Annotated in this window: 18 protein-coding genes and 1 pseudogene; 15 read left to right on the forward strand and 4 right to left on the reverse strand. The window is 69.1% G+C overall.

What is annotated here, in order from left to right:
• Positions 1 to 681: pseudogene (locus TF1_RS13200) on the forward strand (phosphoglucosamine mutase); the annotation flags it as partial.
• Between the two features lie 160 nt (positions 682 to 841).
• Here the strand turns inward: TF1_RS13200 and glmS are convergent.
• Positions 842 to 2,692, reverse strand: a complete 1,851-nt coding sequence (gene glmS / locus TF1_RS13205) for a glutamine--fructose-6-phosphate transaminase (isomerizing) (RefSeq protein ID WP_016189232.1) — start codon at positions 2,690 to 2,692, stop codon at positions 842 to 844.
• 552 nt (positions 2,693 to 3,244) lie between these two features.
• Here glmS and coaA point away from each other — a divergent pair.
• Entirely contained in the window at positions 3,245 to 4,150 is a 906-nt protein-coding gene (gene coaA, locus TF1_RS13210) for a type I pantothenate kinase (protein ID WP_016189231.1), read from the forward strand.
• 2 nt (positions 4,151 to 4,152) lie between these two features.
• Here coaA and TF1_RS13215 read toward each other — a convergent pair whose 3' ends face one another.
• Positions 4,153 to 4,644 carry a DUF4913 domain-containing protein gene (locus TF1_RS13215; RefSeq protein WP_011293032.1) on the reverse strand — a complete coding sequence of 164 codons (492 nt, stop codon included), beginning with the start codon at positions 4,642 to 4,644 and terminating at the stop codon, positions 4,153 to 4,155.
• Positions 4,645 to 4,851: 207 nt separating this feature from the next.
• On the opposite strand from TF1_RS13215, the gene TF1_RS13220 reads away from it, so the two are divergent.
• From TF1_RS13220 to tsaD, 7 genes are all read left to right on the forward strand, one after another.
• Positions 4,852 to 6,324 carry a bifunctional ADP-dependent NAD(P)H-hydrate dehydratase/NAD(P)H-hydrate epimerase gene (locus TF1_RS13220; protein ID WP_011293031.1) on the forward strand — a complete coding sequence of 491 codons (1,473 nt, stop codon included), beginning with the start codon at positions 4,852 to 4,854 and terminating at the stop codon, positions 6,322 to 6,324.
• Between the two features lie 573 nt (positions 6,325 to 6,897).
• Positions 6,898 to 9,057 carry a PrsW family intramembrane metalloprotease gene (locus TF1_RS13225; protein ID WP_061783937.1) on the forward strand — a complete coding sequence of 720 codons (2,160 nt, stop codon included), beginning with the start codon at positions 6,898 to 6,900 and terminating at the stop codon, positions 9,055 to 9,057.
• Between the two features lie 85 nt (positions 9,058 to 9,142).
• Positions 9,143 to 10,267: an alanine racemase gene (gene alr / locus TF1_RS13230; protein WP_011293029.1), complete on the forward strand. Its 1,125-nt coding sequence runs from the start codon at positions 9,143 to 9,145 to the stop codon at positions 10,265 to 10,267.
• A gap of 104 nt (positions 10,268 to 10,371) precedes the next feature.
• On the forward strand, positions 10,372 to 10,869 hold the full coding sequence (tsaE, locus tag TF1_RS13235) for a tRNA (adenosine(37)-N6)-threonylcarbamoyltransferase complex ATPase subunit type 1 TsaE (RefSeq protein ID WP_011293028.1): 498 nt from the start codon (positions 10,372 to 10,374) through the stop codon (positions 10,867 to 10,869).
• Positions 10,870 to 10,880: 11 nt separating this feature from the next.
• Positions 10,881 to 11,576, forward strand: a complete 696-nt coding sequence (gene tsaB / locus TF1_RS13240) for a tRNA (adenosine(37)-N6)-threonylcarbamoyltransferase complex dimerization subunit type 1 TsaB (RefSeq protein WP_016189229.1) — start codon at positions 10,881 to 10,883, stop codon at positions 11,574 to 11,576.
• Entirely contained in the window at positions 11,573 to 12,031 is a 459-nt protein-coding gene (gene rimI, locus TF1_RS13245; RefSeq protein WP_011293026.1) for a ribosomal protein S18-alanine N-acetyltransferase, read from the forward strand. Before tsaB ends, rimI begins: the two co-directional genes overlap by 4 nt.
• Positions 12,028 to 13,071 (forward strand): tRNA (adenosine(37)-N6)-threonylcarbamoyltransferase complex transferase subunit TsaD, encoded by a 1,044-nt coding sequence (gene tsaD, locus TF1_RS13250; RefSeq protein WP_011293025.1) that lies wholly within the window; start codon positions 12,028 to 12,030, stop codon positions 13,069 to 13,071. The genes rimI and tsaD overlap by 4 nt, the downstream gene beginning before the upstream one ends.
• A gap of 109 nt (positions 13,072 to 13,180) precedes the next feature.
• On the opposite strand, the gene TF1_RS13255 is transcribed toward tsaD, so the two are convergent.
• Positions 13,181 to 15,307 carry a coiled-coil domain-containing protein gene (locus TF1_RS13255; protein ID WP_016189228.1) on the reverse strand — a complete coding sequence of 709 codons (2,127 nt, stop codon included), beginning with the start codon at positions 15,305 to 15,307 and terminating at the stop codon, positions 13,181 to 13,183.
• A 309-nt stretch (positions 15,308 to 15,616) separates the two neighbouring features.
• Positions 15,617 to 16,888: a class I SAM-dependent methyltransferase gene (locus TF1_RS13260; RefSeq protein ID WP_011293023.1), complete on the reverse strand. Its 1,272-nt coding sequence runs from the start codon at positions 16,886 to 16,888 to the stop codon at positions 15,617 to 15,619.
• A 193-nt stretch (positions 16,889 to 17,081) separates the two neighbouring features.
• On the opposite strand from TF1_RS13260, the gene groES reads away from it, so the two are divergent.
• The 6 genes from groES to TF1_RS13290 all read left to right on the forward strand — a co-directional run bounded on the left by groES (position 17,082) and on the right by TF1_RS13290 (position 23,899).
• Positions 17,082 to 17,393, forward strand: a complete 312-nt coding sequence (gene groES, locus TF1_RS13265) for a co-chaperone GroES (protein ID WP_011293022.1) — start codon at positions 17,082 to 17,084, stop codon at positions 17,391 to 17,393.
• A 142-nt stretch (positions 17,394 to 17,535) separates the two neighbouring features.
• Positions 17,536 to 19,149 (forward strand): chaperonin GroEL, encoded by a 1,614-nt coding sequence (groL, locus tag TF1_RS13270; protein WP_011293021.1) that lies wholly within the window; start codon positions 17,536 to 17,538, stop codon positions 19,147 to 19,149.
• Positions 19,150 to 19,313: 164 nt separating this feature from the next.
• A complete protein-coding gene (locus TF1_RS13275; protein ID WP_049755075.1) occupies positions 19,314 to 19,934 on the forward strand; it encodes a sigma-70 family RNA polymerase sigma factor in 621 nt (206 codons plus the stop codon).
• 111 nt (positions 19,935 to 20,045) lie between these two features.
• On the forward strand, positions 20,046 to 21,548 hold the full coding sequence (gene guaB, locus TF1_RS13280) for an IMP dehydrogenase (RefSeq protein WP_011293019.1): 1,503 nt from the start codon (positions 20,046 to 20,048) through the stop codon (positions 21,546 to 21,548).
• 156 nt (positions 21,549 to 21,704) lie between these two features.
• Positions 21,705 to 22,817, forward strand: coding sequence for a GuaB3 family IMP dehydrogenase-related protein (locus TF1_RS13285; protein ID WP_011293018.1), 1,113 nt, complete (start codon positions 21,705 to 21,707; stop codon positions 22,815 to 22,817).
• A 209-nt stretch (positions 22,818 to 23,026) separates the two neighbouring features.
• Positions 23,027 to 23,899 (forward strand): lytic transglycosylase domain-containing protein, encoded by an 873-nt coding sequence (locus TF1_RS13290; protein ID WP_016189222.1) that lies wholly within the window; start codon positions 23,027 to 23,029, stop codon positions 23,897 to 23,899.
• The last annotated feature ends 153 nt before the right edge of the window (positions 23,900 to 24,052 follow it).

Here is a 24,052-nt window from a genome sequence, read left to right on the forward strand (position 1 = left end):
CTGCGCGCGGCGGTGCTGGAGCACGGCGCCGATGCGGGCATCGCGCACGACGGGGACGCTGACCGCTGCCAGGCGGTGGCCGCTGACGGATCTGTTGTCGACGGCGACCAGATCATGGCCGTCTTGGCGCTGGAACTGTACGAGGCGAACGCGCTGCACAACAACACCCTCGTGGTCACGGTCATGTCGAACCTGGGACTCAAACTCGCCATGAAGGAAGCCGGGATCACCCTGGTCGAAACCCAGGTGGGCGACCGCTACGTCCTCGAAGCCATGCGGGCTGGGTCGTATTCGCTGGGCGGGGAGCAGTCCGGCCACATCATCCTGCTGGACCATGCGACGACGGGCGACGGCCTGCTGACCGGCATGCACCTGCTCGCCGCGGTCAACCGGAGGGGAGTGGCGCTGGCTGAGCTCGCCAAGGTCATGAACCGGCTGCCGCAGGTGCTGGTGAACGTGTCCGGGGTGGACAAGACCCGGGTTGCCACATCGGAGCGGATCGCTGCGGAAGTGGCTGCGGCCGAGGCGGAGCTCGGGGACAGCGGCCGCGTCCTGCTGCGGCCGAGCGGCACCGAGCCGATCGTCCGGGTGATGGTGGAGGCAACGTCGCAGGACCGTGCTCAGGCCATCGCTGACCGGCTGGCCGACGTAGTCCGAGACGAACTGTCCATCAACGCGTAAAAAGCCTGCTGGGAAGCGCTGCTGCCCTGTTTCCCGCCCGGCGGGAAACAGGGCAGCGTGTGTGCGCCAAGGCTCTGCTGCCCGGCCCTGCTCGAGGACCGCGGACACAGCGAGGGGCCAGCACTCGGCGTGCCGGCCCCTTCCGCACGAGATGCGAGACTTACTCCACGGTCACGCTCTTGGCCAGGTTGCGTGGCTGGTCCACGTCGTTGCCCTTGGCCAGTGCCAGCTCGCAGGCGAACACCTGCAGGGGCACGGTTGCCACGAGCGGTTGCAGCAGGGTGGGCACGGCGGGGATTTCGATCAGAGTGTCAGAGTAGGGGCGGACACTCTCGTCTCCCTCCTCCGCGATCACGATGGTCCGCGCACCCCGTGCCCGGATCTCTTGGATGTTGGAGACGATCTTGTCGTGCAGCACGCTGCGGCCCTCGCGGGACGGCACCACGACAACGACCGGCAGACCGTCCTCGATGAGCGCGATCGGTCCGTGCTTGAGTTCCCCGGCCGCGAACGCTTCCGCGTGCATGTAGGCCAGTTCCTTGAGCTTGAGGGCGCCTTCCATAGCCACCGGGTAGCCCACGTGCCGGCCTAGGAAGAGCACCGTCTTCGCTTCGGCGAGCGAGCGGGCCAGGTCGCGGACCGGCTGCACGGTGTTGAGTACCTTCTCCACCTGCTCCGGCATGCGGGCGAGCTGCCCGATGATCGCGTTGATCTCGTCGCCGAACTTCAGGCCGCGCACCTGAGCCAGGTAGAGGCCGACCAGGTAGCAGGCGACGAGCTGGGTGAGGAAGGTCTTGGTCGCGGCCACACCCACCTCGGGGCCGGCGTGCGTGTACAGCACCCCGTCGGACTCCCGGGGAATCGTGGAGCCGTTGACGTTGCAGATCGCCAGCACCCGGGACTGCTGCTCCCGGGCGTAGCGCACCGCCATCAGGGTGTCCATGCTCTCCCCCGACTGGGAGATGGCGATGACCAGCGTCTGGGGATCCAGGATCGGGTCGCGGTAGCGGAACTCGCTGGCGACCTCGACCTCGCACGGGATACGGCACCAGTGCTCGATGGCGTACTTGGCGATCAGGCCCGCATGGTACGAGCTGCCGCAGGCGACGATGACGATCTTGGAGATCTGCCGCAGCTCCTCGGGAGCCAGCCGCATCTCGTCCAGGGTCAGCGTGCCGTCCACGGCGACCCGGCCGAGCAGCGTGTCCGCGATCGCACGCGGCTGTTCGGCGATCTCCTTGAGCATGAAGTAGTCATAGCCGCCCTTCTCCGCGGCGGAAGCGTCCCAGTCCACGTGGTATTCGCGCACCTGGGCAGGGGCACCGTCGTAGTCGGTGATAGTGATCGAGTCGGCCCGCAGCTCGACCACCTGGTCCTGGCCCAGTTCGATGGCGTCGCGGGTGTGCGCGATGAACGCGGCCACGTCGCTGGCAAGGAAGTTCTCTCCGTTGCCACGGCCGACGACCAGCGGGGAGTTGCGGCGCGCGGCTACCACCAGTCCCGGGTCGTCTTCGGAGATCGCGACCAGGGTGAAGGCGCCCTCAAGACGGCGGCACACCGAGCGCATAGCCGCACCAAGGTCGCCGTTGTGCTCAGTGAGCTGCTCGCTGAGCATGTGGGCGACGACTTCGGTGTCGGTTTCGGAGCGGAACTTGCAGCCACGCTCCTCCAACTCCATCCGCAGTTGCGCGAAGTTCTCGATGATGCCGTTGTGGACCACCGCCACACGGTTCATCTCGTCTACGTGGGGGTGGGCGTTGCCGTCGGTGGGCGCACCGTGGGTGGCCCAGCGGGTGTGGCCGATGCCGATGCCGTCGGCGGAACGCGGATTGGCTTGCAGCGCGGCCCGCAGGTTCGCCAGCTTGCCGGCCCGTTTCTCCGTCTGGAGTTTGCCGTCACTGAGCACTGCAACTCCCGCGGAGTCGTATCCCCGGTACTCAAGCCTGGCCAGACCTTCGACGACGACTTCCAGCGCCGGTTTCGGCCCGACGTAGCCAACGATTCCACACATGAGCGTCAGAGTAACCAAAAAAGGGGGAGAAAGAGAGGAGCAGCGGTCCTGTCTTTGCATGATTTTCGCAGGTAGCGGTATAGACCAGTGCTCCAGCCCGCCGGTTTGGCGCAGGTCGGGCCCCGCGGGTTTGCCGTGGTTGCCTCAGGAAAGCGTCTGACTTCTCACACCGGGTTTTCAGCCGGGGGTCCCGCACCTCCCTGGAAAACACCGCGGACATCGGGAGGGGACGCTGCGGGGAGGCGCCCGGAATCCTCGGCCAGGCCACACAGCGAAAGAGGCGAGGAATGCGTGTCGCGGCGTCTGCAGGGCAGGGGCAGCCTTCCCCCTGCCGGGACGGGAACAGCACCGCCCCATACTGTCGGAAGAGTCCTATGCCAGGACTGCGCAGCGGTGCAGGGGGCCGGGGAAGCTCCACCGGCGCACCGTGCCACCCATGGTCAGGGGCCTGAACGCGTGAAGAGGCGGGGTGCCCCACAGGTACCGAATCCCGTTCGTCTAGGGTGAGCAGACGTGTCTCACGCGACGAAAAACGGCTTTTTGACGCCGTACGTGGAACTCGACCGCCAAGCATGGGCCGAGTTGCGGGCGGCGACTCCGCTGTCGCTGACGGAAGCGGAACTGGAGAAGCTCCGCGGTACCGCGGACCCCACGTCGCTGGACGAAGTCCGGGACATCTACCTGCCGCTCTCCCGACTGCTCAACTTGTATGTCAAAGCGACCCGGCAGCGGCACGCGGCGGTGCGGGACTTCCTCGGGGAAAGCGACCGTCCCACCCCGTTCGTCATCGGAGTAGCGGGGAGCGTAGCCGTCGGCAAGTCCACGACAGCCAGGCTGCTGCGGACACTCTTGTCGCAGTGGCCGGACCATCCCCACGTCGAACTGGTCAGCACCGACAACTTCCTCTACCCCAACGCGGTGCTGGAGGAGCGCGGGATCATGAACCGGAAGGGCTTCCCGGAAAGCTACGACCGGCGCGCTCTCCTCCGGTTCGTCTCAGAGATGAAGGCCGGAGCGGACAAGATGGAGATCCCCGTCTACTCGCACCTGGCCTACGACATCCTGCCTGGCGAGACGCAGATCGTGCACCGGCCCGACATCCTCATCGTGGAGGGCATCAACGTGCTTCAGCCGCCTCCGCCCGGGCGGCTGGCGCTGGCCGACTTCTTCGACTTCTCCCTCTACGTGGACGCCCGCGTGGAGCACATCCGGTCGTGGTATCTGAACCGGTTCCTGGAACTGCGCCGCACCGCGTTCGAGGACCCGCGCTCCTACTTCCACGCGATGGCGACGTCCGCTTCTGAGGAAGAAGCCAAAGAATTCGCGATGCACACCTGGCACACCATCAACGAGGTCAACCTGGTGGAGAACATCATCCCCACCCGGCCGCGCGCGACCCTGGTCCTCTTCAAAGGAGAAGACCACCGGGTCCGCCGGGTCCGTTTGCGGAAGACCTGAAGTCAGGAGTCTTTCGGACGGTGCCCGGCGGGGCCCAGGCAGTTCACGAACGGGCCGTCAGGGGCGAAGAGCCGGTCCAGGACAGGGTCCAGGTGATCGCGGTGCCAGATTCCCGGCCCCGATGCCCCGGAGATCGTGGTGTCGGTGAGCTCCAGGTAGGACAGACGCAGCGCGTGGAGCCTGCCTACCGCCTCGTGATGCTCCCACCAGGCAGGGCACCAGCGGGTCACTGGGCCCGCATACACGGGGATCAAGAAGTCGTTCACCCACGAGACGAGAGCGGCGAGTTCTCCCCGGTACTCATCCCGGGACAGGTTGAAGATGAACTGCGAGGCGGGGGCCCGTTCCTGCGAACGCGGCGGTGCCGCGGTCGCGATCTCACTGAGCTGGGTCTGCAGCCGGATGACGTCCGCGCCGAGCTTGTGCATGGCGTTCTGCAGGAGGGAGACGCGGTCGGTCAAACCGGAATCGACACGGTCGTCGGTGTAGGTCATGGGAGCGTCCCGTGCTGCTTGTCGATGGATGACGACTGATCTTTCTCTTTCGCGTTGGAAGAAGTAAACCAGGACGGGCGGGCAGCATCGGTGACGGATGGGTAGCTGGATAAGGACCACCGCACCACACGATCCGATGCCGTCCGCAACCATGATTGCACCGGAGGACGGGTGTGCCCGCACCCGGAAGCGACCACGGGGAGAGGTATGCGCACCGCACACATCGTGGAAACCGTCCGCGCCGCGGAAGGCGCGCTCCTAGCGCAACTGCCGGAAGGCACGCTGATGCGGAGAGCCGCCTTCGGCCTGGCGTCAGTGTGCGTGCGGATCCTGCCCCGCGTGTCCGGGGCGCGCGTAGTGCTGCTGGTCGGCAGCGGGGACAACGGCGGTGACGCGCTTTTCGCCGGGGCTGAGCTGGCACGTCGCGGCGCCGCGGTCACCGCGGTCGGCGCGGGACGCACCCTGCATGAGCGCGGCCTGGCCGCACTGCGGGCCGCCGGCGGCCGCACGGCCTCGGTGGAGCAGGCAGCGGCCCTTGTCGCCGGAGCGGATCTCGTCGTGGACGGCCTGGTGGGGATCGGGGTGCGCGGGGCGTTGCGGGAACCGCACGCTTCACTGGCCGCGTTGACCGAGTCCACCGATGCCGCGGTGGTTGCCGTGGACCTGCCCAGCGGGGTGGACGCGGACACGGGAGCGGTGCCGGGGGCTAGCGTGCGGGCCGACGTGACGGTCACGTTTGGCACGTACAAGCCGGGACTGTTGGTCGACCCGGGCGCGGGGCGCGCAGGCGTGGTCGAGTTCGTCGATATCGGGCTGGCCCCGCAACTACCCGACCCGGACCTGGTGTCTTTCCAAGCTGAGGATGTTGCCGCGCTGCTGCCCCGGCCTACCGCGGAGAGCGACAAATACCGTCGGGGAGTGCTGGCGCTGGCCGCGGGCAGCAACCGCTACCGGGGGGCCGCGGTGCTCGCCGCAGGGGGCGCACTGCGCACCGGGGTGGGCTTGCTGCGGTATGTGGGCGAACCGGAGGTGGCGCGCGAGGTAGTGGCCCGGTGGCCGGAGACGGTCGCCTCGGCGCTGGACCCGGTAGACCCGGTGGCGAGCCTGCCGCAGCGGGTCGCGGCCTGGGTGATCGGCCCGGGGCGCGGACTGCACCCCGCAGCGCTCGCCGAGCTGGAAGCGGTGCTCGCCAGTGACGTTCCGGTGCTGGTGGATGCCGACGCTCTCACTCTGCTCGCCCGCAACCCGGCCCTGGTGCGGGAGCGCACAGCCCCCACCCTGCTCACCCCGCACGCCGGAGAGTTGACGCGGCTCCTGCCCGGCGTGGAGCGCGCCGACGTCGAAGCGCACCGGTTGGACTATGCGCGGCGCGCTGCCGCCGAATACGGCTGCACCGTGCTGGTGAAGGGGTCGACGACACTGGTTGCGGAACCGAACCGGGCGGTGGCGGCCAACCCGACGGGCACGCCCCTGCTCGCCACGGCGGGGAGCGGGGATGTGCTGGCAGGCATGATCGGCGCACTGCTGGCTACCGGCCTGCCTCCGTGGGAGGCAGCGGCGTGCGGCGCCTACCTGCACGGTATGGCGGCCCGGTTGGCGCACGGCGGCGCTCCGATCAGTGCATCCGACTTGTTCGACGCCATTCCGCGGGCGATCTCCGCGGTCGTGTACCGCGAATAAGGCCTGCCGCGCTACCGCAGGGCGTTCGCCAACCGTCCAGGCGCACGCATTCTCCTTGCAGGACGTCCTCCAGCGGAGGAAAGCACCCGTCGCGCAGCTTGAGAAAAGAGGACAGCGCACCCAGCCAGGCGGAATTCCTGCACGTCCAGCCCTGGTGCTGGGGCCGCTGATGAGTCGGGCTGCCGCTCTGCCCTCGGCCCGAAAGCCGCGTGGAGGCTCCTAGCGGGGAATTGCGACTCGTCAGCACGGCGCGGTCCGAAAACGGGACCGGTTGATTCAACACGGTTGGTGCCGGGGTGTTTCCATGCCCGGACGAAGGCGAGCGTCGTCGAAAAACCGCGGGTATTTTCTCCCGCACCAAAAACGGAACTGATCCGATCACACGACAGGAGTTCCCCTTATCCCTCTGGCACGCAATACCACACCGTGAACATGCCGGGTTCGCCCCCGAGTGGGACCGTGTTCCCAGACCTCTTGAAAAAGAGTCGTTTCGCCGCGATAACGTAAACACTTCGCCGGAGCGCTCCGGTGTGACGTGTTGCGCCAGCACCCCGGATACAGGAAAACGAGGCCATGGACCAGCAGGCCATGCTCACGCGCGATCTGGTACTGCGGATCTGCGCCACCGCCACCGAATTCGACCTGGACTGGATCGAATTCGACCGTAAAATCGTGGCGCCGTTCACCGCAGCGCGCGACACTTCCCTTATTGAGCGGATCACCGCAGCCGCCGCAGCGGTAGGCGTCGACCACGTGCTGATCTGCCGCACCCGCTCCGAATACGCCTACGAACCGGTCATTCAAGTGCGCGCGGCCACCTCCTCGCTGATCGGGGTCATCCGCAGTTGGGGCGACACCCCCACCGACTTCCTCGTCTGCCTCGAAGACCTCTCCGCAGCGGTCCTCGTCACCGCAGACGAGCTCACCGTGGCCGCCGGACCCGCGGACTATGTGGCCGCCTTTGTCGGCGACGACATCGGCCGCGCCCGCGCCGAATTCGCGGAGACCGCGCACACCAGGAACGATCCGGAACTCCTCCAGGCCGCTGTCCGCTACGGCTGCCTCGACCCCGCCGGCCGTGACAAACGCAAACCCCGGGGCGACGTGGGGGAACGCGTCAGCGCATGGGGGGAAGCGCTCCGCGACCGGTCACCGCGCTCCGTTGCCCGGGCACGTGCGGTGCGGGGCGCGTGGGGGTGGATCGCCCTGCTCCTGCTCGCCCTCGCCGCCCTGGTCGTCCCTGCGATCCCCACCGCGCTCACCGCTGTCGCGTTGACCGTGTGGCTGCTCGCGCAACTCGCCTGGCTGGCCCGGTCCCGCACCCTCAGCTTCGCCGCGCTGCTGCGCCTGACCGTCCTCGGTGCCCTCGCCCTCGGCCCCATCGCTTTCCTGGAACTGGCTGTGGCCGCGCTGCTGCGCCTCGACCCCTTCGACCCGCTCGCCTCCGTCGCCGTCGCGGTACCCGTCGAAGAGGTCGCGAAATTCCTGCCGTTCCTCGTGTTCTGGCTGGTGGCCCGCCGTCGGATGCGGCGCTTCGCCGCCGTGGACTACCTGCTGGCCGCGGCAGCCTGCGGGGCAGGTTTCCAGCTCGCGGAGACCGTCGCCACCGTCCTGAGCGCGGACGAGACCGCCTTCCACCCCCTGCCGCAAGGAGGAGCGTTCACCCTCTTCCCCGGATGGCTGGAGATCCCGTGGGCAGACATCCGCTTCTCCGGGCATGCGGTCACCACCGGACTCGTGGGCGCCACACTCGGGATCGCCGTCGTGGGACGGCGCCTGTACGGGGCCAAGCTGTGGCTGCTGCCGCCTCTCGCGCTGGGCGCGGCCGCCCTCGAACACCTCACCTTCAACGCTCTGCTCGCCGGTTTGGAGCCCACCGCCCTCACCGCGACCGTGTTCGCGCTCTACGGCAACGGCGCGGCAACCCGCTGGCTGCTGCTCCTCTTCCTGGTCTGCGGGGTCCTGCTGGACTACCGGATGCAGCGGCTCGCCGCCCACACCACGCCGCCTCTCCCGGGGAAAGCCCCGCTGCGCCGTCTGGCCGCTCAAGCCTACGGCCGTGCAGTGTGGTACCGCTCCCACCTGCCCGGGGACATCGCCCCGCTGTTCCGCCGCATCGCCTTGGCCTGGGCGCGGCTCCCTGTCACCCTCGTCGAAGCGGCAGCCGCGATCCTGCACGAATACACGGTCCAGCTCGCGGCCGCCAGCCGGGGCCCGACAGCGCTCTGCACGGGCTGGCGTGTCCTGCGCCGCCGCCGCGAACACGCCATGGGCGTGGCCCGAGCCGCGGGACAGCCGACCCGGGTCCCCGACCGGGACAAGCTCGCCGCGGAAGCAGACGGACTGCTGGTACGGCTCGGGCTGGCCACCCCGGCAGCACTGGCTGTCTGTGCCGCGGCAGCCGCGGTCGTGGACAGCCTCGACCCTGGAGTACTAGGCGGCGCCTACGCGCTCCCCACACTCCTCGCCGTGACCGCATGGTTCACCGCGCTGCCCACTGCTGACGCCGTCTGGGTGCTGGTCGGGGCAGGAGCCCTGGTCTCGCTGCTGGCCAGCGGCTGGTCGGTGCCGCGCGACCAGCCGAATCCACGCCGCTTCCTGCGCACTCCCCGTGCCACGATCGGCGCGGTCCTGGGCGCAGCCGCCCCGGGGCAGCTGCCCTATGCGGCCGTGGGCATGCTGGGACTGCTGCTGCCGAAGAGCACCGCACGCCTGCTGGTGCGCTCTCGGTAAGGAGCCGATTTCTGCTGGTAAACCCGCACAAATCAGGGACCGCAGTCCCGGGTCGGACGTCCGATTTCGTGTCAGACTTGCATACATGTCGTCTTTTGCCGAAGCCAGGATCGACCTGGACGCCATCAGCGGCAACATTGCGCTCCTCGCTGAACGAGCAGCGGGCGCCCAGGTGATGGGCGTGGTCAAAGCAGACGGGTACGGGCACGGCATGGTCCCTGCCGCGCGGGCAGCGCTCGCCGGAGGGGCAACCTGGCTGGGCACCGCATTCATTGCCGAGGCGCTGCAGTTGCGTGCTGCCGGCATCGACGCGCCGATCCTCGCCTGGCTGGTGCCCCCCGGAGAACCCCTCACCGAGGCGATCGACGCCGGCATCGACCTCGGTATCGGATCGATGTGGGTGATCAACGAGGTCATTGACGCGGCCCGGCAGGCGCGCCGCCAGGCCCGCATCCACCTCAAAGTCGACACCGGTCTGAACCGCGGCGGTATCGGCCCCGCCGACTGGTCTGCCGCAGCTGCGGCCCTGGCGCGCGCCGAAGCCGCAGGGCTGCTCACCGTCACCGGAGTGTTCTCTCACCTCGCCTGTGCCGACGAGCCCGACAACCCCGCCACCACCGCCCAGCTTGAAGCCTTCCACCAGGCGCTGTCCGTCGTCGACAAGGCCGGGCTGCACCCCCAGGTCCGGCACATCGCCAACTCTGCGGCGCTCCTCACCCGACCCGATGCCCGATTCGACCTGGTGCGGCCCGGGATCGCCACCTACGGGCTGTCCCCCATCCCCGGCCTGGACGTGCCGGGCCTGCGGCCCGCCATGACACTCAGCGCCACCCTGGTGGGCTGCAAACGAGTCCGCCCCGGCAGCGGCGTCTCCTACGGGTACCGCTACGTGACCGACCGGGAAACCAACCTCGCCCTGGTACCCCTCGGCTACGGCGACGGGGTGCCGCGCGCCGCAACCAACCGCGCCCCCGTGTTCGTGGCAGGCCGCCGCCGCACCATCGCCGGAACCGTGTGCATGGACCAGTTCGTGGTGGACATCGGCGACGACACGGTCACCCCCGGCGACCGTGCAATCCTGTTCGGCCCCGGCGACCACGGCGAACCCACCGCCCAAGACTGGGCGGACGCCTTGGACACGATCTCCTACGAGATCGTCACCCGCATCGGCCGGCGGGTGCCGCGCGTCTACACCGGCGCTGTGCGCTGATCCCGCACCGCACACTGTCCGGACCGCTCCCCCCGAGTGCCTACCCTGGTGCTGTACGGCGCGGTACCCACCGCTTCCCTCACAACGCCGCGAGCCGAACGGATATGACCGACACCTCCTCACCTGACACGACCACTGTCACCGTCGCCACCGACACGGCGATGCGGGCCCTCGGCCGCGCTATTGCGGCCGAAACCCGCGCCGGAGACCTCCTGTTGCTCTCCGGGCCGCTGGGCGCAGGCAAGACCACCTTCACCCAAGGGCTCGCCCAAGGACTGCAGGTGCGCGGCCCCGTGACGTCGCCGACCTTCGCTATTGCCCGCACCCATCCCAGCCTCGTCGGCGGCCCCGACCTGGTCCACGTGGACGCCTACCGGCTCAGCGGCCCCGAAGAACTCGACGACCTCGACCTGGAAGCGGGAATGGCGGAGTCGGTCACCGTCGTCGAATGGGGGACGGGAATCGCGGAGTGGCTCAGCGACGACCGCCTGGAGATCAGCATCGACCGGCACGCCGACGACACGCGGACCGTGCAGATCCGCCGCATCGGCGACCGCTGGCGCGGCACACTGACCGCACTCGCCGGGGACAAACTCGAATAGGCTGGTCCACCGTGCTGCTACTGGCTTTCGACACTGCCACTCCCGCTGTGACGACGGCGCTGTGCGAGTCCGGCCCGGACGGGGTACGGGTGCGGGCCGCCCGCACCACCGTGGACGCGCGCCGCCACGGGGAGCTCCTCACCCCCCAGATCCGCACGGTCGTCGCGGACGCCGGGGTAGACCTGGAGGACGTCACCCACATCGCGGTGGGTATCGGTCCCGGCCCGTACACCGGGCTGCGGGTCGGCTTGGCGACCGCGCACGCCCTCGCCGAAGCCTTGGGCGTGCCCTGCGTAGGCGTGGCCACCCTGGACGCTCTCGCGTGGGCGTCGGGACGGACCACCCCGTTCATCGCCGCCACCGACGCCCGCCGCAAAGAAGTGTTCTGGGCCCGCTACACCGATGCTGCGACCCGGGTCGGGGACATCGCCGTGAACCGGCCCGCCGACGTCGACACCGCGGGCCTGCCGGTGATCGGGCACGGCGCCCACCTGTATGCCGACGTCTTCGGACAGGACCCTGAGGCAGCCGAACCGCTGTACCCGACAGCGGCCGCGCTCGGTGAATTCGCGGTGCGGGCCTTGCGCGACGGCACCCCCCTGCCGGAGCCGCGTCCCCTGTACCTGCGCCGACCCGACGCCCAGATCCCCGGGGCGCCGAAGAAAGTACGCCAGCCCACGGCGGCCGAACTGGGACGGTCCCGATGACTCCGCTGCTGCGTTCGATGACCCTCGACGACGTCGCAGAAGTCCTCGCATTGGAGCGGACCCTGTTTCCCGCCGACGCGTGGAGCGAGGGGATCTTCCGCGACGAACTCGCCCAACCCGACCGCTACTACCTGGTCGCTGAGGAGGCCGACGGGACACTCGTCGGCTATGCGGGACTGCGCGCGGTACCTCCCGAAGGCGACGTGCAGACCATTGCCGTGGCCCCCGAACGGTGGGGGAAGGGGATCGGCCGCGCCCTGCTGACCGCGCTGCTGGACGAGGCGCGCCGCCGCGGCATCACCGCCATGTTCCTGGAAGTCCGGTCGGACAACCCGCGTGCCCGGGACCTGTACCAGAAGTTCGGCTTTGTGGAGGTCGGAGTCCGCTCCGGCTACTACGTCGGCGCGGACGCCATCATCATGCGCCGCCTGGAGCCCATTGAGGAAGAGCGATGACCACTGCCAGCCAGCCGCCCCTGATCATGGGGATCGAGAGTTCCTGCGATGAGACCGGGGTCGCTTTCGTGCGCGGCTGTGAACTGCTCGCCGACGAGGTTGCGTCCAGCGTCGATGAGCACGCCCGGTTCGGCGGCGTGGTGCCCGAGGTCGCCAGCCGCGCCCACTTGGAGGCGATGACCCCCACCGTGCGCCGGGCCGCGGAACGCGCCGGGGTGCGGCTGTCCGATGTCGACGCGATCGCGGTCACCGTGGGGCCTGGCCTGGCGGGGGCGCTCCTGGTCGGCCTGTCCGCGGCCAAAGCCTACGCGCTCGCCCTGGACAAACCGCTGTACGGGGTGAACCACCTGGTCGGCCACGTCGCCGTTGACCAGTTGGAGCACGGGCCGCTCCCCAAACCGGTGGTGGCGCTCCTCGTGTCCGGCGGGCACACGTCCCTCCTCCTCGTCCGGGACTTGGCGACCGACGTGCAACTGCTCGGCGAGACCGTGGACGACGCCGCGGGCGAGGCCTACGACAAAGTGGCGCGCCTGCTCAACCTGCCGTATCCAGGGGGACCGCCGATCGACCGCGCCGCCCGCGACGGGGACGGCACCGCCATCCACTTCCCGCGCGGCAAATGGGGGGACGGAACCTACGACTTCTCGTTCTCCGGGTTGAAGACCGCCGTGGCCCGCTGGGTAGAGGACGCGGAACGGCAGGGGAGGCCCGTGAGCGTGCCCGACGTGGCCGCAGCGTTCCAGGAGGCGGTCGCGGACGTCCTGACCCGCAAGGCAGTGGACGCGTGCCGGGAGCACGGGGTGCGCCACCTGGTGATCAGCGGCGGGGTGGCCGCTAATTCGCGGCTGAGGGCGCTCGCGGAAGAGCGGTGCGCCGCGGCAGGGATCGAAGTGCGTGTGCCCCGGCCTCGGCTGTGCACCGACAACGGGGCGATGATCGCGGCACTGGGCGCGGAAGTGGTGGCCGCGGGGCTACCGCCGTCCCCGCTGGACATGGCCGTGGACACTTCGCTGCCGGTGAGCAGCGTGCTCGTGAACTGACCGGGCCGCGAGCATCCCGATCCGCCGCTGGGGCTCTACTGCCCCAGCGGCCCCCAGACAGCGGCAGGGGCCGGCCCGCACGCGGACCGGCCCCGGGAGAGGATGAGACTTACTCGTCGTCCAGGTCGTCGAAGTCGCTGCTGTTGCGCCGCTTCTTGCCGCCGTCGCGGCCGGGGCGGAGCAGGGCTTCGGCGAGCGCGAGCATCGTCTCTTCGAGAGCCGCCAGGCGCTTGGTGACGTCGTCGTGCGACGTCTCCACCACCTCGCTGAGGGTCTCTTCGAACTCGTGCCGGTCCGGCCGGGCCCGCAGCTCGTTCAGCAGCGGGTTGAGGTTCTCGTCGAGCTTGCGGTCCAGCGAGTCGAGCCGGTCGCTGTGGTCGATGACCGGGCGTTCCACCAGCTCGGACAGGCGACGGTGCACCTCGCTGACTTCGAGCGAAGCCGGAAGCTGAGCGAGACGCTGGTTGACGGCCTCCAGCCGGTCGTCGATCGCCTCCAGCCGCCCGTCAACCCCTTCGAAGTGGCCGTGGACCCCTTCGAACTTGCCTTCCACACCGGTGACCCGGCCGTCGAGGCCGTCCAGCCGCCCGTTGATCCCGTCGATCTTGCCGTCGATGCCTTCGAAACTGCCGTCGAAGCGGCCTTCGAACGTGTCGAAGCGGCTGCCTAGGTTCTCCAGGCTGTTCTCGAACTTGCCGGCCAGCGACTCGTGCTGGCTGTCCAACCGGGTCGTGATCGTGGACAGGTGCGTGTCGACCCGCTCCGCCAGCTCCCGCTCGTGCTGGTCGAGCCGTTCCGTGACAGCGTTGTGGTGTTCCGCGAACCGTTCGCTGAGCGCGGCGCCCCGCTCCTGGGCCGCGGCGTCGAGCGTGCGGAGCTCTTCAGCCACCGCGGCACGCAGCTCCTCGACCCGGGCAGTGAGCTGCTCGAGGAGTTCGGCAGAGTCCGACTTGGCGTCGGAACGGGCCTCGGCGAGCGCCGACGCCAGTTCAGCGGCCGCGGTCGCCGCAGCGGAGCGCCCTTCGTCGAAGGCGGCGCGCAGACTGTCCGCGGTTTCCGCGAGCCGGGCCAGCAGCGCTTCGCGGAGCTCTTCGTCGCGTTCCCGCAGTTCCGCGTGCTGGGACGCGGACTGTTCGGACAGTTCCACCCGGTTGCGGCGCAACTGCTCCCGCATTTCGCCGAGCCGCTCTTCGGTGGTGCTGCTCAGCGCCGCCACCGCGCTGTTGACGTCGGCGATCGCAGCAGTGGCCTCGGCGTGGTTCTCGTCCGCCTGCGTGGTCAGGAACTCCATGCTCTGCGAGAAGGTGCCGCTGAGCGCGTCGCGGTGCTCGTCGAGCCGTGTGGTGAGCGCGTCGCGCTGCTCGGTCAGGGCGGTGGTGAGCGCGGCTGTCTGCTCCGCCGTCTCCTGACGTAGCGCGTCGGCGGTTTCGGTGATGCGCTGGCCGAGTTCGGTGCGGGCCTCCTGCAACGCGTCGCGGTGCTCGTCGAGCCGTGTGGTGAGCGCGTCGCGCTGCTCGGTCAGGGCGGTGGTGAGCGCGGCTGTCTGCTCCGCCGTCTCCTGGCGCAGGGCGTCGGCGGTTTCGGTGATGCGCTGGCCGAGTTCGGTGCGGGCCTCCTGCAGCGCGTCGCGCTGCTCGGCCAGTGCGGCGAGGAGACGCTGCTCCACGCGCTCCCCGACCGTCTCCACCGCGTTCTCCAAGGTCGCGGCACGCGTGCTCAGCGATTCGATGGCCTCGTCGATCCGCGACAGGCGCAGGTCGATCGCGCTGGCCAGCCCGTCCAACCGCTCGGTGAGCGCGGCTGTCTGCTCTGCGGTGCGGGACGCGGTCTCGGCGAGTTCCGCCAGGCGGCCCAGCACACTCTCCAGGCCACTGACGAGCCCGGTGACGTCCGAGCGCAGCGGGGCCATCTCCGCGAGCGGCTCAACCCGGGCACCCACCTGCTCGATGTGTTCCGCGAGCGTCTCCGCCCACTCCGGAGGACGGGTGGACAGCGACTCGACCCCGGCCTGGACCGTGGTGACGCCGTCGGTCAGAGTGGCCAGCTCGCGTTCCCGGACCTCACGCAGCAGCCACTCCATGCCCTCCAGCCGTTGGCGCATCTCCTCGGTGATCGCATCCTGTGTTTTCTGCTCCGAGAGATGCTCTTGGGCGGCCCGGGAGAGCAGCTCCCGCATGCGATCAGAGATCCCGGTCTGACCTCCCCCGCTGAGGAAGTTGTGGTTGGTCTGTTCCACCGAGGTGCTCCTTTAGATGTGGCACTTCCCCGCCCGTCAGTGGCTCAGGGCGGGGAGTCCTCGCGAGGTCCGACGGTGCCGTGGACATCCACGTCGTGACAGATCAGAGTCTTGTCCCTACTCAGAGTCGTGATGGGTTGCTAGAAGAAACCCACCAAAAGGGGGTAAAAGTAGCCGCCGGACTAATCGCGAGTTGAGGGGAGAAACATTCAGCGCGGCCAGTCTAACGACAGACCAGCCGTTGTCTCATGAGACAGCGAAAGAACCATACATACCGTTATGTACAGCGATACCGCGGCAGAAGAGCGCTCACGGTGACCCACCGTCCTCACCTGCGGCAACCTCGGCGCACAACAGGCAGTACGGCCGGGAGCCGAACCGGGTCAGCACCACCACGGCCGTCTCCGACCCGCGCAGCTTCAAGTCGCGGCGCAGCCGTTCCACGTCGACCGCGGAGCCGCGCTTCTTGATGGTCACCGTGCCCACGTTCCGCTCTCGCAGCGCGGCCCGCAGCCGCTTCAAGGAGAAGGGCATCACCTCGCGCACCTCGTAGACCTGGCATAACGGGGTGCGGACCAGGGAGTCGGAGGTGAGGTAGGCGATCGCGGGGTCGAGCAGCGACCCGTTGACCGCTGCCGCGGCCTCGGCCACCAGGTGGGACCGGACCACCGCGTTGTCCGGCTCGTACAGGTAGCGCAGCGGCCGGGAGAGGGGAGGCGTGCCCAGGCGGTGGTCGACCACCGTGATGATCTCCACTTCGCCGGAGCCGGGCTTGGTACGCACCAGGGTGGCCTGCCGGGAAGGGGCCCCCTCGGCGAGTGCCCCGAACCACAGCGTGGTCTCTTTGACCTCCCGGTCCACGGAGATCCACTCGGCGGCGGTGCCGTCGGGGATCGACTCGTGCGGCAGTCCCGGCGCGGCTTTGACACATCCGGCTGGGGCGGCCTGGGCCAGGGCCACGACCGTGTCCCAGGCGGGGGAGTAGGCGCGCGGGTCGAAGACCCGGCCGCGGTGGCTGCGCCGCGCGGGGTCACAGAACACAGCCGCGTACTCCGCAGAGCGGACCTGGGTGGCGTCGCCGAGCCGCACCTGGGCGCGCCCGGCCAGGCCCGCGGCCGCGATGTTCGCTTCGGCGACGGCGACCGTGAGCGGGTCCTGGTCGACGCCTTCCACGGACAGTCCGGCCCGGGCTAGCGCGAGCAGGTCTGCGCCGATGCCGCAGCACAGGTCCGCGACGGGGGCGGTGGCGCTGGCGACGCGGTCGGCGATGCGGCGGGCCCGGTAGGCCGCCACCGGGGCCCGGGTGGCCTGTTCCAGGCCTGCAGGGGTGAAGAACATCTGGTCGGCGAGCGGGCCGAACTTCGCTTTGGCGCGACTGCGCAACCGGACTTGGGTGAGGAGCGCGTGGACGAGTGCCGCGGCCTCTTCCTCAGGGAGCTCGGCGAGGGCTGGGTGGCGGCGCAGCCGGTCCACTGCCCGCAGCGGGTCGGCTGCCGACTCGCCCGGGGCCACTTCACCAAGCAGGCGTTCCCCCACCGGACTGCGTAAAGCGAGAAAGCCTGCCAGCTCCCTGTTTGTCACGTTCGTGTTCCCCTGTGACCTGTTGTTTGACGACCCCGATGGGCGCCACTACTGTTTCGTATTGGCACTCTCAAGGGTAGAGTGCTAATCGCGACGAGGTTGGTCTGGCACCCGCGACGGCAGGCCGCCGTGGTCGTCCCTTTTGTCTGCATGCCATTCATCGTTCAGAAATTCTGAAGGGGGAGGTCACACCGTGTCGACCGCCACCAAGATTGTGCTGAAGCCGCTCGAGGACCGCGTCGTCGTCCAGCCTCTGGAGGCCGAGCAGACCACCGCGTCCGGCCTGGTCATCCCGGACACCGCCAAGGAGAAGCCCCAGGAAGGCAAGGTCCTCGCTGTGGGCCCGGGCCGTTGGGACGACGAGGGCAGCAAGCGCATCCCGCTGGATGTCAAGGAGGGCGACATCGTCCTCTACAGCAAGTACGGCGGCACCGAGGTCAAGTACGACGGTGAGGAGTACCTGGTGCTCTCCGCTCGCGACCTGCTCGCGGTCGTTGAGAAGTAAGCCACGGAACATCCTTCCGAGCAAGGTGTGACTGCGCGCGGGCGGGACCACCCGCCCGCGCGCTTTCCGTGTGGCCGCGCTGTGCCTGAGCCGGCGCGGCCGGTGCACCGCAGTCGATCTCAGCACTATCCGAGGAAGTCCAATGCCCAAAATCCTGGAGTTCGACGAGTCTGCGCGGCGCGCTCTGGAACGCGGTGTGAACCGCCTCGCTGACGCCGTCAAGGTGACGCTCGGCCCGAAGGGCCGCAACGTCGTCATCGACAAGAAGTGGGGTGCCCCGACCATCACCAACGACGGTGTCACCGTCGCCCGCGAGGTGGAGCTGGAGGACCCCTACGAGAACCTGGGCGCCCAGCTCGTCAAGGAAGTCGCCACCAAGACCAACGACGCGGCCGGTGACGGTACGACCACCGCGACGGTGCTCGCCCAGGCGCTCGTCAACGAAGGGCTGCGCAGTGTTGCCGCGGGTGCCTCGCCCATCCTGCTGAAGCGGGGCATCGACGCCGCCGCCCAGGCGGTCTCCGAGACTCTGCTGTCGCGGGCCCGCGAGATCGACGAGCGCGGCGACATCGCCTACGTGGCCACCAACTCCGCGCAGGACAAGCAGATCGGTGAGCTGATCGCCGAGGCCTTCGACAAGGTCGGCAAGGACGGGGTCATCACCGTCGAAGAGTCGCAGACCTTCGGTATGGACCTGGAGTTCACGGAGGGTCTGCAGTTCGACAAGGGCTACATTTCGCCCTACTTCGTCACCGACCCGGACCGCCAGGAGGCGGTGCTCGAGGACGCGCTGATCCTGATCCACCAGGGCAAGATCAGCAACCTCGCCGAGCTGCTGCCGCTGCTGGAGAAGATCGTCCAGACCAAGAAGCCGCTGCTCATCATCGCCGAGGACGTGGAGGGCGACGCGCTGGGCGCGCTCGTGCTCAACAAGATGCGCGGCACGCTGTCCGTGGCCGCGGTCAAGGCCCCCGGCTTCGGTGAGCGCCGCAAGGCCATGCTCCAGGACATCGCGATCCTCACCGGCGGCCAGGTCATCGCTGAAGAGGTCGGCCTGACCCTGGAGAACGCTGAGCTCGACGTGCTCGGCAAGGCCCGCCGCATCACCGTCACCAAGGACACCACCACCATCGTGGACGGTGCCGGAGACCAGTCCGAGGTCAACGACCGCATCAACCAGATCCGCAAGGAGATCGAGGCCACCGACTCTGACTGGGACCGCGAGAAGCTCCAGGAGCGGCTGGCCAAGCTCGCGGGCGGTGTCTGCGTGCTGCGGGTGGGCGCCGCGACCGAGGTCGAGCTCAAGGAGCGCAAGCACCGTCTCGAGGACGCCATCTCCGCGACCCGCGCGGCCGTGGAGGAAGGCATCATCGCCGGCGGCGGCTCCGCCCTGGTGCACGCCGCGAAGACCCTGGAAGGCGACCTGGGCCGGACCGGTGACGAGGCCACCGGTGTGGCGATCGTGCGCCGTGCGCTGGTGGCGCCGGCCCGCTGGATCGCCAACAACGCGGGCGCCGAAGGCAACGTGGTCGTCTCCCGGATCGCGGAACTGGAGCCCGGCCACGGATACAACGCGGCGACCGGGGAGTACGGCGACCTGGTGGCGCAGGGCATCATCGACCCGGTGAAGGTCACCCGGTCTGCGGTGCAGAACGCCGCGTCCATCGCCGGCATGCTGCTGACCACCGAGGCGCTGGTCGTGGAGAAGCCCGAGGAGGAAGAGAACGCCGAGGGCGGCCACGGCCACAGCCACTGATCCGAGGCCTCTCCCGTCACGGGAAGCAGCGGGCCTTTACCACGCGTGTCCCGGGTCTACCCCCGGGACACGCGTGGTGTCCCGCGAGAATAGTCCCAAATGTAACCATTCTGTTGTCTCGAATCGTGGCGAGTGAGTCTCCGCCAGTGGGCATCATTCGATATGTGAGGGATCTACGCGTCGCGGAAGGCACGCCACCATCTCACCGGCAGGCCACCCGCCCGCGGGCAGACGACGCAGAGCTCAACCACCTCACCTCGCTGGCGGCCCAAGGGGACGACGGCGCGGTGGACTCGCTGATCCGCGAAGTCCATCCCATGGTGGTGCGCTACTGCCGTGCCCGGCTGTCCCGCGTCCCCGGTTCCACCCACGACTTCGACGACGTGGCCCAAGAGGTGTGCCTCGCCCTGCTGTCCGCGCTGCCGCGCTACCGGGACATGGGGCGCCCTTTCGCTTCTTTTGTTTTCGGCATCGCCGCCCACAAGGTCGCTGATGCCCTGCGCGGCCGCACCCGCGCCGACGTTCCCACCGACTCGGTGCCCGACCACCCCGACGAATCACCCGGACCGGAAGAGTCCGCGGTCCGCATCGTCGAAGCAGAACAGGCCCGAGAACTCCTCAGCACACTCCCCGAACAGCAGCGCCGCCTCCTGTCCCTGCGCGTGATCGCGGGCCTGTCCGCGGACGAGACCGGGCACGCCCTCGGCATGTCTCCCGGCGCGGTCCGGGTCGCCCAGCACCGCGCACTGGCCCGGCTGCGCCGTGCCGCGCACCGACTGCGCTGAGTTTTCTCCCTGCGGTTTGTGAGAGTCCTGACGCCGTCCACCGGCCACAGCGAGTGGTTCATGAGCCCTAGGATGAGGCAAGGGAAGCTGCCGCTTGGGTTGGAAGGTGTCATGTCGCTCAAACCAACAGGAGACCAGGAGGAGTTCCAGAAAGTGCTCCCTCCCGGGCTCACCTATGACGATGTCCTGCTGGTACCCGCGTACTCGGATCTCCAGCCTGGCGAGGCGAACACGACCACCCGTCTCACCCGCAATATCACCCTGAGCATCCCGCTGGTCTCCGCGGCAATGGACACCGTGACCGAGGCGCGGATGGCCGTGGCGATCGCTCGGCAAGGCGGGGCCGGAGTCCTGCACCGCAACCTCTCGATCGAGGACCAGGCCGCCCAGGTCGACCTGGTCAAACGCTCCGAAGCGGGGATGATCACCCACCCGGTGACCTGCCACCCCGACGACACGCTCGCCGACGTGGAACGGCTCAGCGCCCACTACCGGATCTCCGGTGCCCCCGTGGTCGACGACGACGGGCGCCTCGTCGGGATCGTCACCAACCGGGACATGCGTTTCGAAGAGGACCGCTCCCGTCCGGTCCGCGAAGTCATGACCCCCATGCCGCTGGTCACCGCCCCGGTCGGCGTGTCCCGCGAGGAAGCGTTCAGACTGCTGCGCGCCAACAAGGTCGAAAAGCTTCCGCTCGTGGACGACGAGGGTCGGCTGCGCGGCCTCATCACCGTCAAAGACTTCACGAAGAGCGAGCAGTACCCGAACGCCACCAAGGACGCTGAGGGCCGACTCGTCGTGGGTGCCGCGGTCGGTGTCGGACCCGAGGCGGAGGAGCGCGCCAAAGCGCTCGTGGACGCCGGGGTCGACTTCCTCGTCGTGGACACCGCGCACGGCCACTCCGCCGGGGTGCTGGAAATGGTCGCCAAGCTCAAAGCCAACACCCGGGTGGATGTCGTCGGCGGGAACATCGCGACCCGCGCGGCCGCCCAGGCGCTCATCGACGCCGGCGCGGACGCGGTCAAGGTGGGGGTGGGCCCAGGCTCCATCTGCACCACCCGGGTGATCGCGGGCGTGGGCGCCCCCCAGATCACCGCCATCCTGGAAGCCGCGAAAGCCGCCGGCCCCGCCGACGTGCCGCTGATCGCCGACGGCGGACTCCAGTACTCGGGGGACATCGCCAAGGCCGTGGCCGCCGGCGCCAGCACGGTGATGATCGGAAGCCTGCTGGCCGGGGTGGAGGAGAGCCCTGGCGAGCTCCTCTTCATCAACGGCAAGCAGTACAAGTCCTACCGCGGCATGGGTTCGCTCGGCGCCATGCGGGGCCGCTCCTACTCCAAGGACCGCTACTCCCAGGCCGGGGTGGTCACGGACGACCAGCTCATCCCCGAAGGCATCGAGGGCCGCGTCCCCTACCGGGGCCCGCTGTCCGCGGTGGCGCACCAGCTCATCGGCGGGCTGCGCCAGTCCATGTGGTATGCGGGGGTGCGCACCCTGGACGAACTGCGTGAGCGCGGCCAGTTGATGCAGATCACCTCTGCCGGGCTGAAAGAAAGCCACCCGCACGACGTCCAGATGGTGGTCGAGGCCCCCAACTACCAGGCGCGCAACTGATCCGCCTTCCACCCCGCGCCGCCCGGGCGGGCGCATACCGCGGCGGTAGACTCGCGCCGGTGGTCACCTCCGGTCGATTCCGTCGGCACTCGGCGGTCCTGACCGAAGACCCTGCCGAGCGAGACGGCTTCACAGACTACAGAGGAGAGCACAGCGTTGGCTCAGGTTGAGATCGGGCTGGGCAAGGCCGGACGGCGGGCGTACGAGCTCGACGAGATCGGGATTGTGCCCGCGCGGCGCACCCGCGACCCCGAAGAGGTCTCCCTCTCGTGGCAGATCGACGCCTACCGGTTCGACACGCCGCTGATGGTGAGCCCAATGGACAGCGTGGTCTCACCGAAGACCGCGATAGCCATCGGCGAGCTGGGCGGCCTGGCGGTGCTTGACCTAGAAGGGCTGTGGACCCGCTACGAGGACCCCGAGCCGCTGCTTGCGGAGATCCGGGAACTCGACGACGCCACAGCCACCCGGAGACTGCAGGAGATCTACGCCGAACCGATCAAAGAAGAACTGATCGGCCGCCGGATCGAAGAGATCCGCCGCGCCGGGGTAGTCACCGCGGCCCGCCTCTCCCCCCAGCGCACGGCCCAGTACCACAAGGCCGTGATCGAGGCCGGGGTGGACATTTTCGTCATCCGCGGCACCACGGTCTCCGCCGAACACGTCTCCGGCCGCACGGAGCCCCTCAACCTCAAGCAGTTCATCTACGACCTCGACGTTCCCGTCGTGGTCGGGGGATGCGCCACCTACACCGCCGCCCTGCACCTCATGCGCACCGGTGCTGCGGGGGTGCTCGTCGGTTTCGGCGGCGGGTCGGGGCACACCACCCGCAGCGTGCTGGGGGTGGCCGTGCCCATGGCGACCGCGATCGGCGACGTCGCCGCGGCCCGGCGGGACTACCTCGACGAGTCCGGGGGCCGCTACGTCCACGTCATCGCGGACGGCGGGATGACCCGCAGCGGCGACATCGCTAAAGCGTTGGCCTGCGGCGCCGACGCGGTCATGGTCGGCTCCCCGCTGGCCCGCGCCGTCGAAGCCCCCGGCGGCGGCTACCACTGGGGCAGCGAAGCACACCACCACCAGTTGCCGCGGGGCCAGCGGCTCAAGGTCGGCACGATCGGCACCTTGGAGGAGATCGTGCGCGGCCCGGCTTCCACCAGCGACGGCTCCATGAACCTCATGGGCGCGCTCCGCCGCACCATGGCTACCGCCGGGTACACCGATGTGAAGGAATTCCAGCGGGTCGAGGTCGTCGTGGCGCCGAACTAACCGCGCAGTTCACCTCGTAACGACAACCGCACCCCCTCTGCTGCGACGCCCCCGAGTTGAGTCCCGGGGGCGTCATTTGATTCCGAACCCCCCTTAACAGACGGAACGCGACGAACTAGGGTGACTGTCCTGTTACGTCTGCTGTCCGTCAGGGGAAGGCCGACGCTTCTTCCCCGGGCTCGTGCATGTGTCTGGCAGAGAGTGGGGTTGTGGTGGCCGAGACGCTCTCCAAAGTCCGAACCGACACACCCCCCGCCTCCCCGGCGCCCAAACCCGGAATGTCGGGCGGGTGGCGTGCCTTGGGCGTGGCGGGAGCCGCGATCGCCGCGGTGGTGGGGGTAACCGGCGGCATTCTCGGCATCGTGGCGTTCACCGCTGAATCCTCCGCACCGCAGCTGCTGCCCCCCGGCCCCCACGAACTCGGGGGACGCGTGGAGACGCTCACCGAGACCAACGCCAGCACCGCGGAGGCGGAAGGAGTCCCGGGCTCCCGCCCGCTGCCGTCCGACCAGCACGCGGCCCTCCCCGAAATCGACCCCGCATGGCTCGACCGGGTCTCGGCTGCCACCGGAATCCCGCGCCGCGCCCTGCAGGCGTACGCGGCTGCACAACTGCAGCTCCTCGCGGAGCAGCCGGAGTGCCAAGTGTCCTGGCCGACTCTGGCGGCGATCGGCGAAGTGGAATCCCGCCACGGCACCTACGCGGGCGGGGAGCTCGCCCCCGACGGGACCACCACTGTCCCGGTCATCGGCATTCCCCTCGACGGGAGCCGCGGCACCGCCGCGATCCCTGATACCGACGGCGGACAGCTCGACGGCGACCCGGTGTGGGACCGGGCTGTCGGCCCCATGCAGTTCATCCCCAGCACGTGGGAGATCTGGGGCGCTTCCGCGGACAACAGCACACCCAACCCCCACGACATCGACGACGCCGCGCTGAGCGCCGCCCGCTACCTGTGCGCGGACGGCCGGGTGCTGACCACCAGCCAGGACTGGTGGGAAGCGATCTTGTCGTACAACCGGTCCGAAGAGTACGGGCGGAAGGTTCTCTCCATCGCCGCCGACTATGTCAACGCGCTTTAACTGACCGTCTCCACAGTGGGTACAGATTGTGGTGAACCGTCAGATATAGCCTGAAGCCAGCAGAACAGAACGTCGTTCACCACATCGCTCGCTCCCATGCCGCACCGCACGCGGCTTCCCGCGAGAGGAGGGAAGCGGCGTCCTCTGCCTCCG

The organism is Thermobifida fusca NBRC 14071 = JCM 3263, from assembly GCF_001592045.1.
Taxonomy (GTDB): Bacteria; Actinomycetota; Actinomycetes; order Streptosporangiales; family Streptosporangiaceae; genus Thermobifida; species Thermobifida fusca.

Bases quoted from the DNA above. Each gene is read 5' to 3' on its own strand.
- groL (WP_011293021.1), top strand. From the start codon at position 17,536: ATGCCCAAAATCCTGGAGTTCGACGAGTCTGCGCGGCGCGCTCTGGAA.
- tsaE (WP_011293028.1), top strand. From the start codon at position 10,372: ATGACCGACACCTCCTCACCTGACACGACCACTGTCACCGTCGCCACC.
- TF1_RS13220 (WP_011293031.1), top strand. From the start codon at position 4,852: ATGCGCACCGCACACATCGTGGAAACCGTCCGCGCCGCGGAAGGCGCG.
- alr (WP_011293029.1), top strand. From the start codon at position 9,143: ATGTCGTCTTTTGCCGAAGCCAGGATCGACCTGGACGCCATCAGCGGC.
- tsaD (WP_011293025.1), top strand. From the start codon at position 12,028: ATGACCACTGCCAGCCAGCCGCCCCTGATCATGGGGATCGAGAGTTCC.
- guaB (WP_011293019.1), top strand. From the start codon at position 20,046: ATGTCGCTCAAACCAACAGGAGACCAGGAGGAGTTCCAGAAAGTGCTC.
- glmS (WP_016189232.1), bottom strand. From the start codon at position 2,692: ATGTGTGGAATCGTTGGCTACGTCGGGCCGAAACCGGCGCTGGAAGTC.
- rimI (WP_011293026.1), top strand. From the start codon at position 11,573: ATGACTCCGCTGCTGCGTTCGATGACCCTCGACGACGTCGCAGAAGTC.
- TF1_RS13215 (WP_011293032.1), bottom strand. From the start codon at position 4,644: ATGACCTACACCGACGACCGTGTCGATTCCGGTTTGACCGACCGCGTC.
- TF1_RS13225 (WP_061783937.1), top strand. From the start codon at position 6,898: ATGGACCAGCAGGCCATGCTCACGCGCGATCTGGTACTGCGGATCTGC.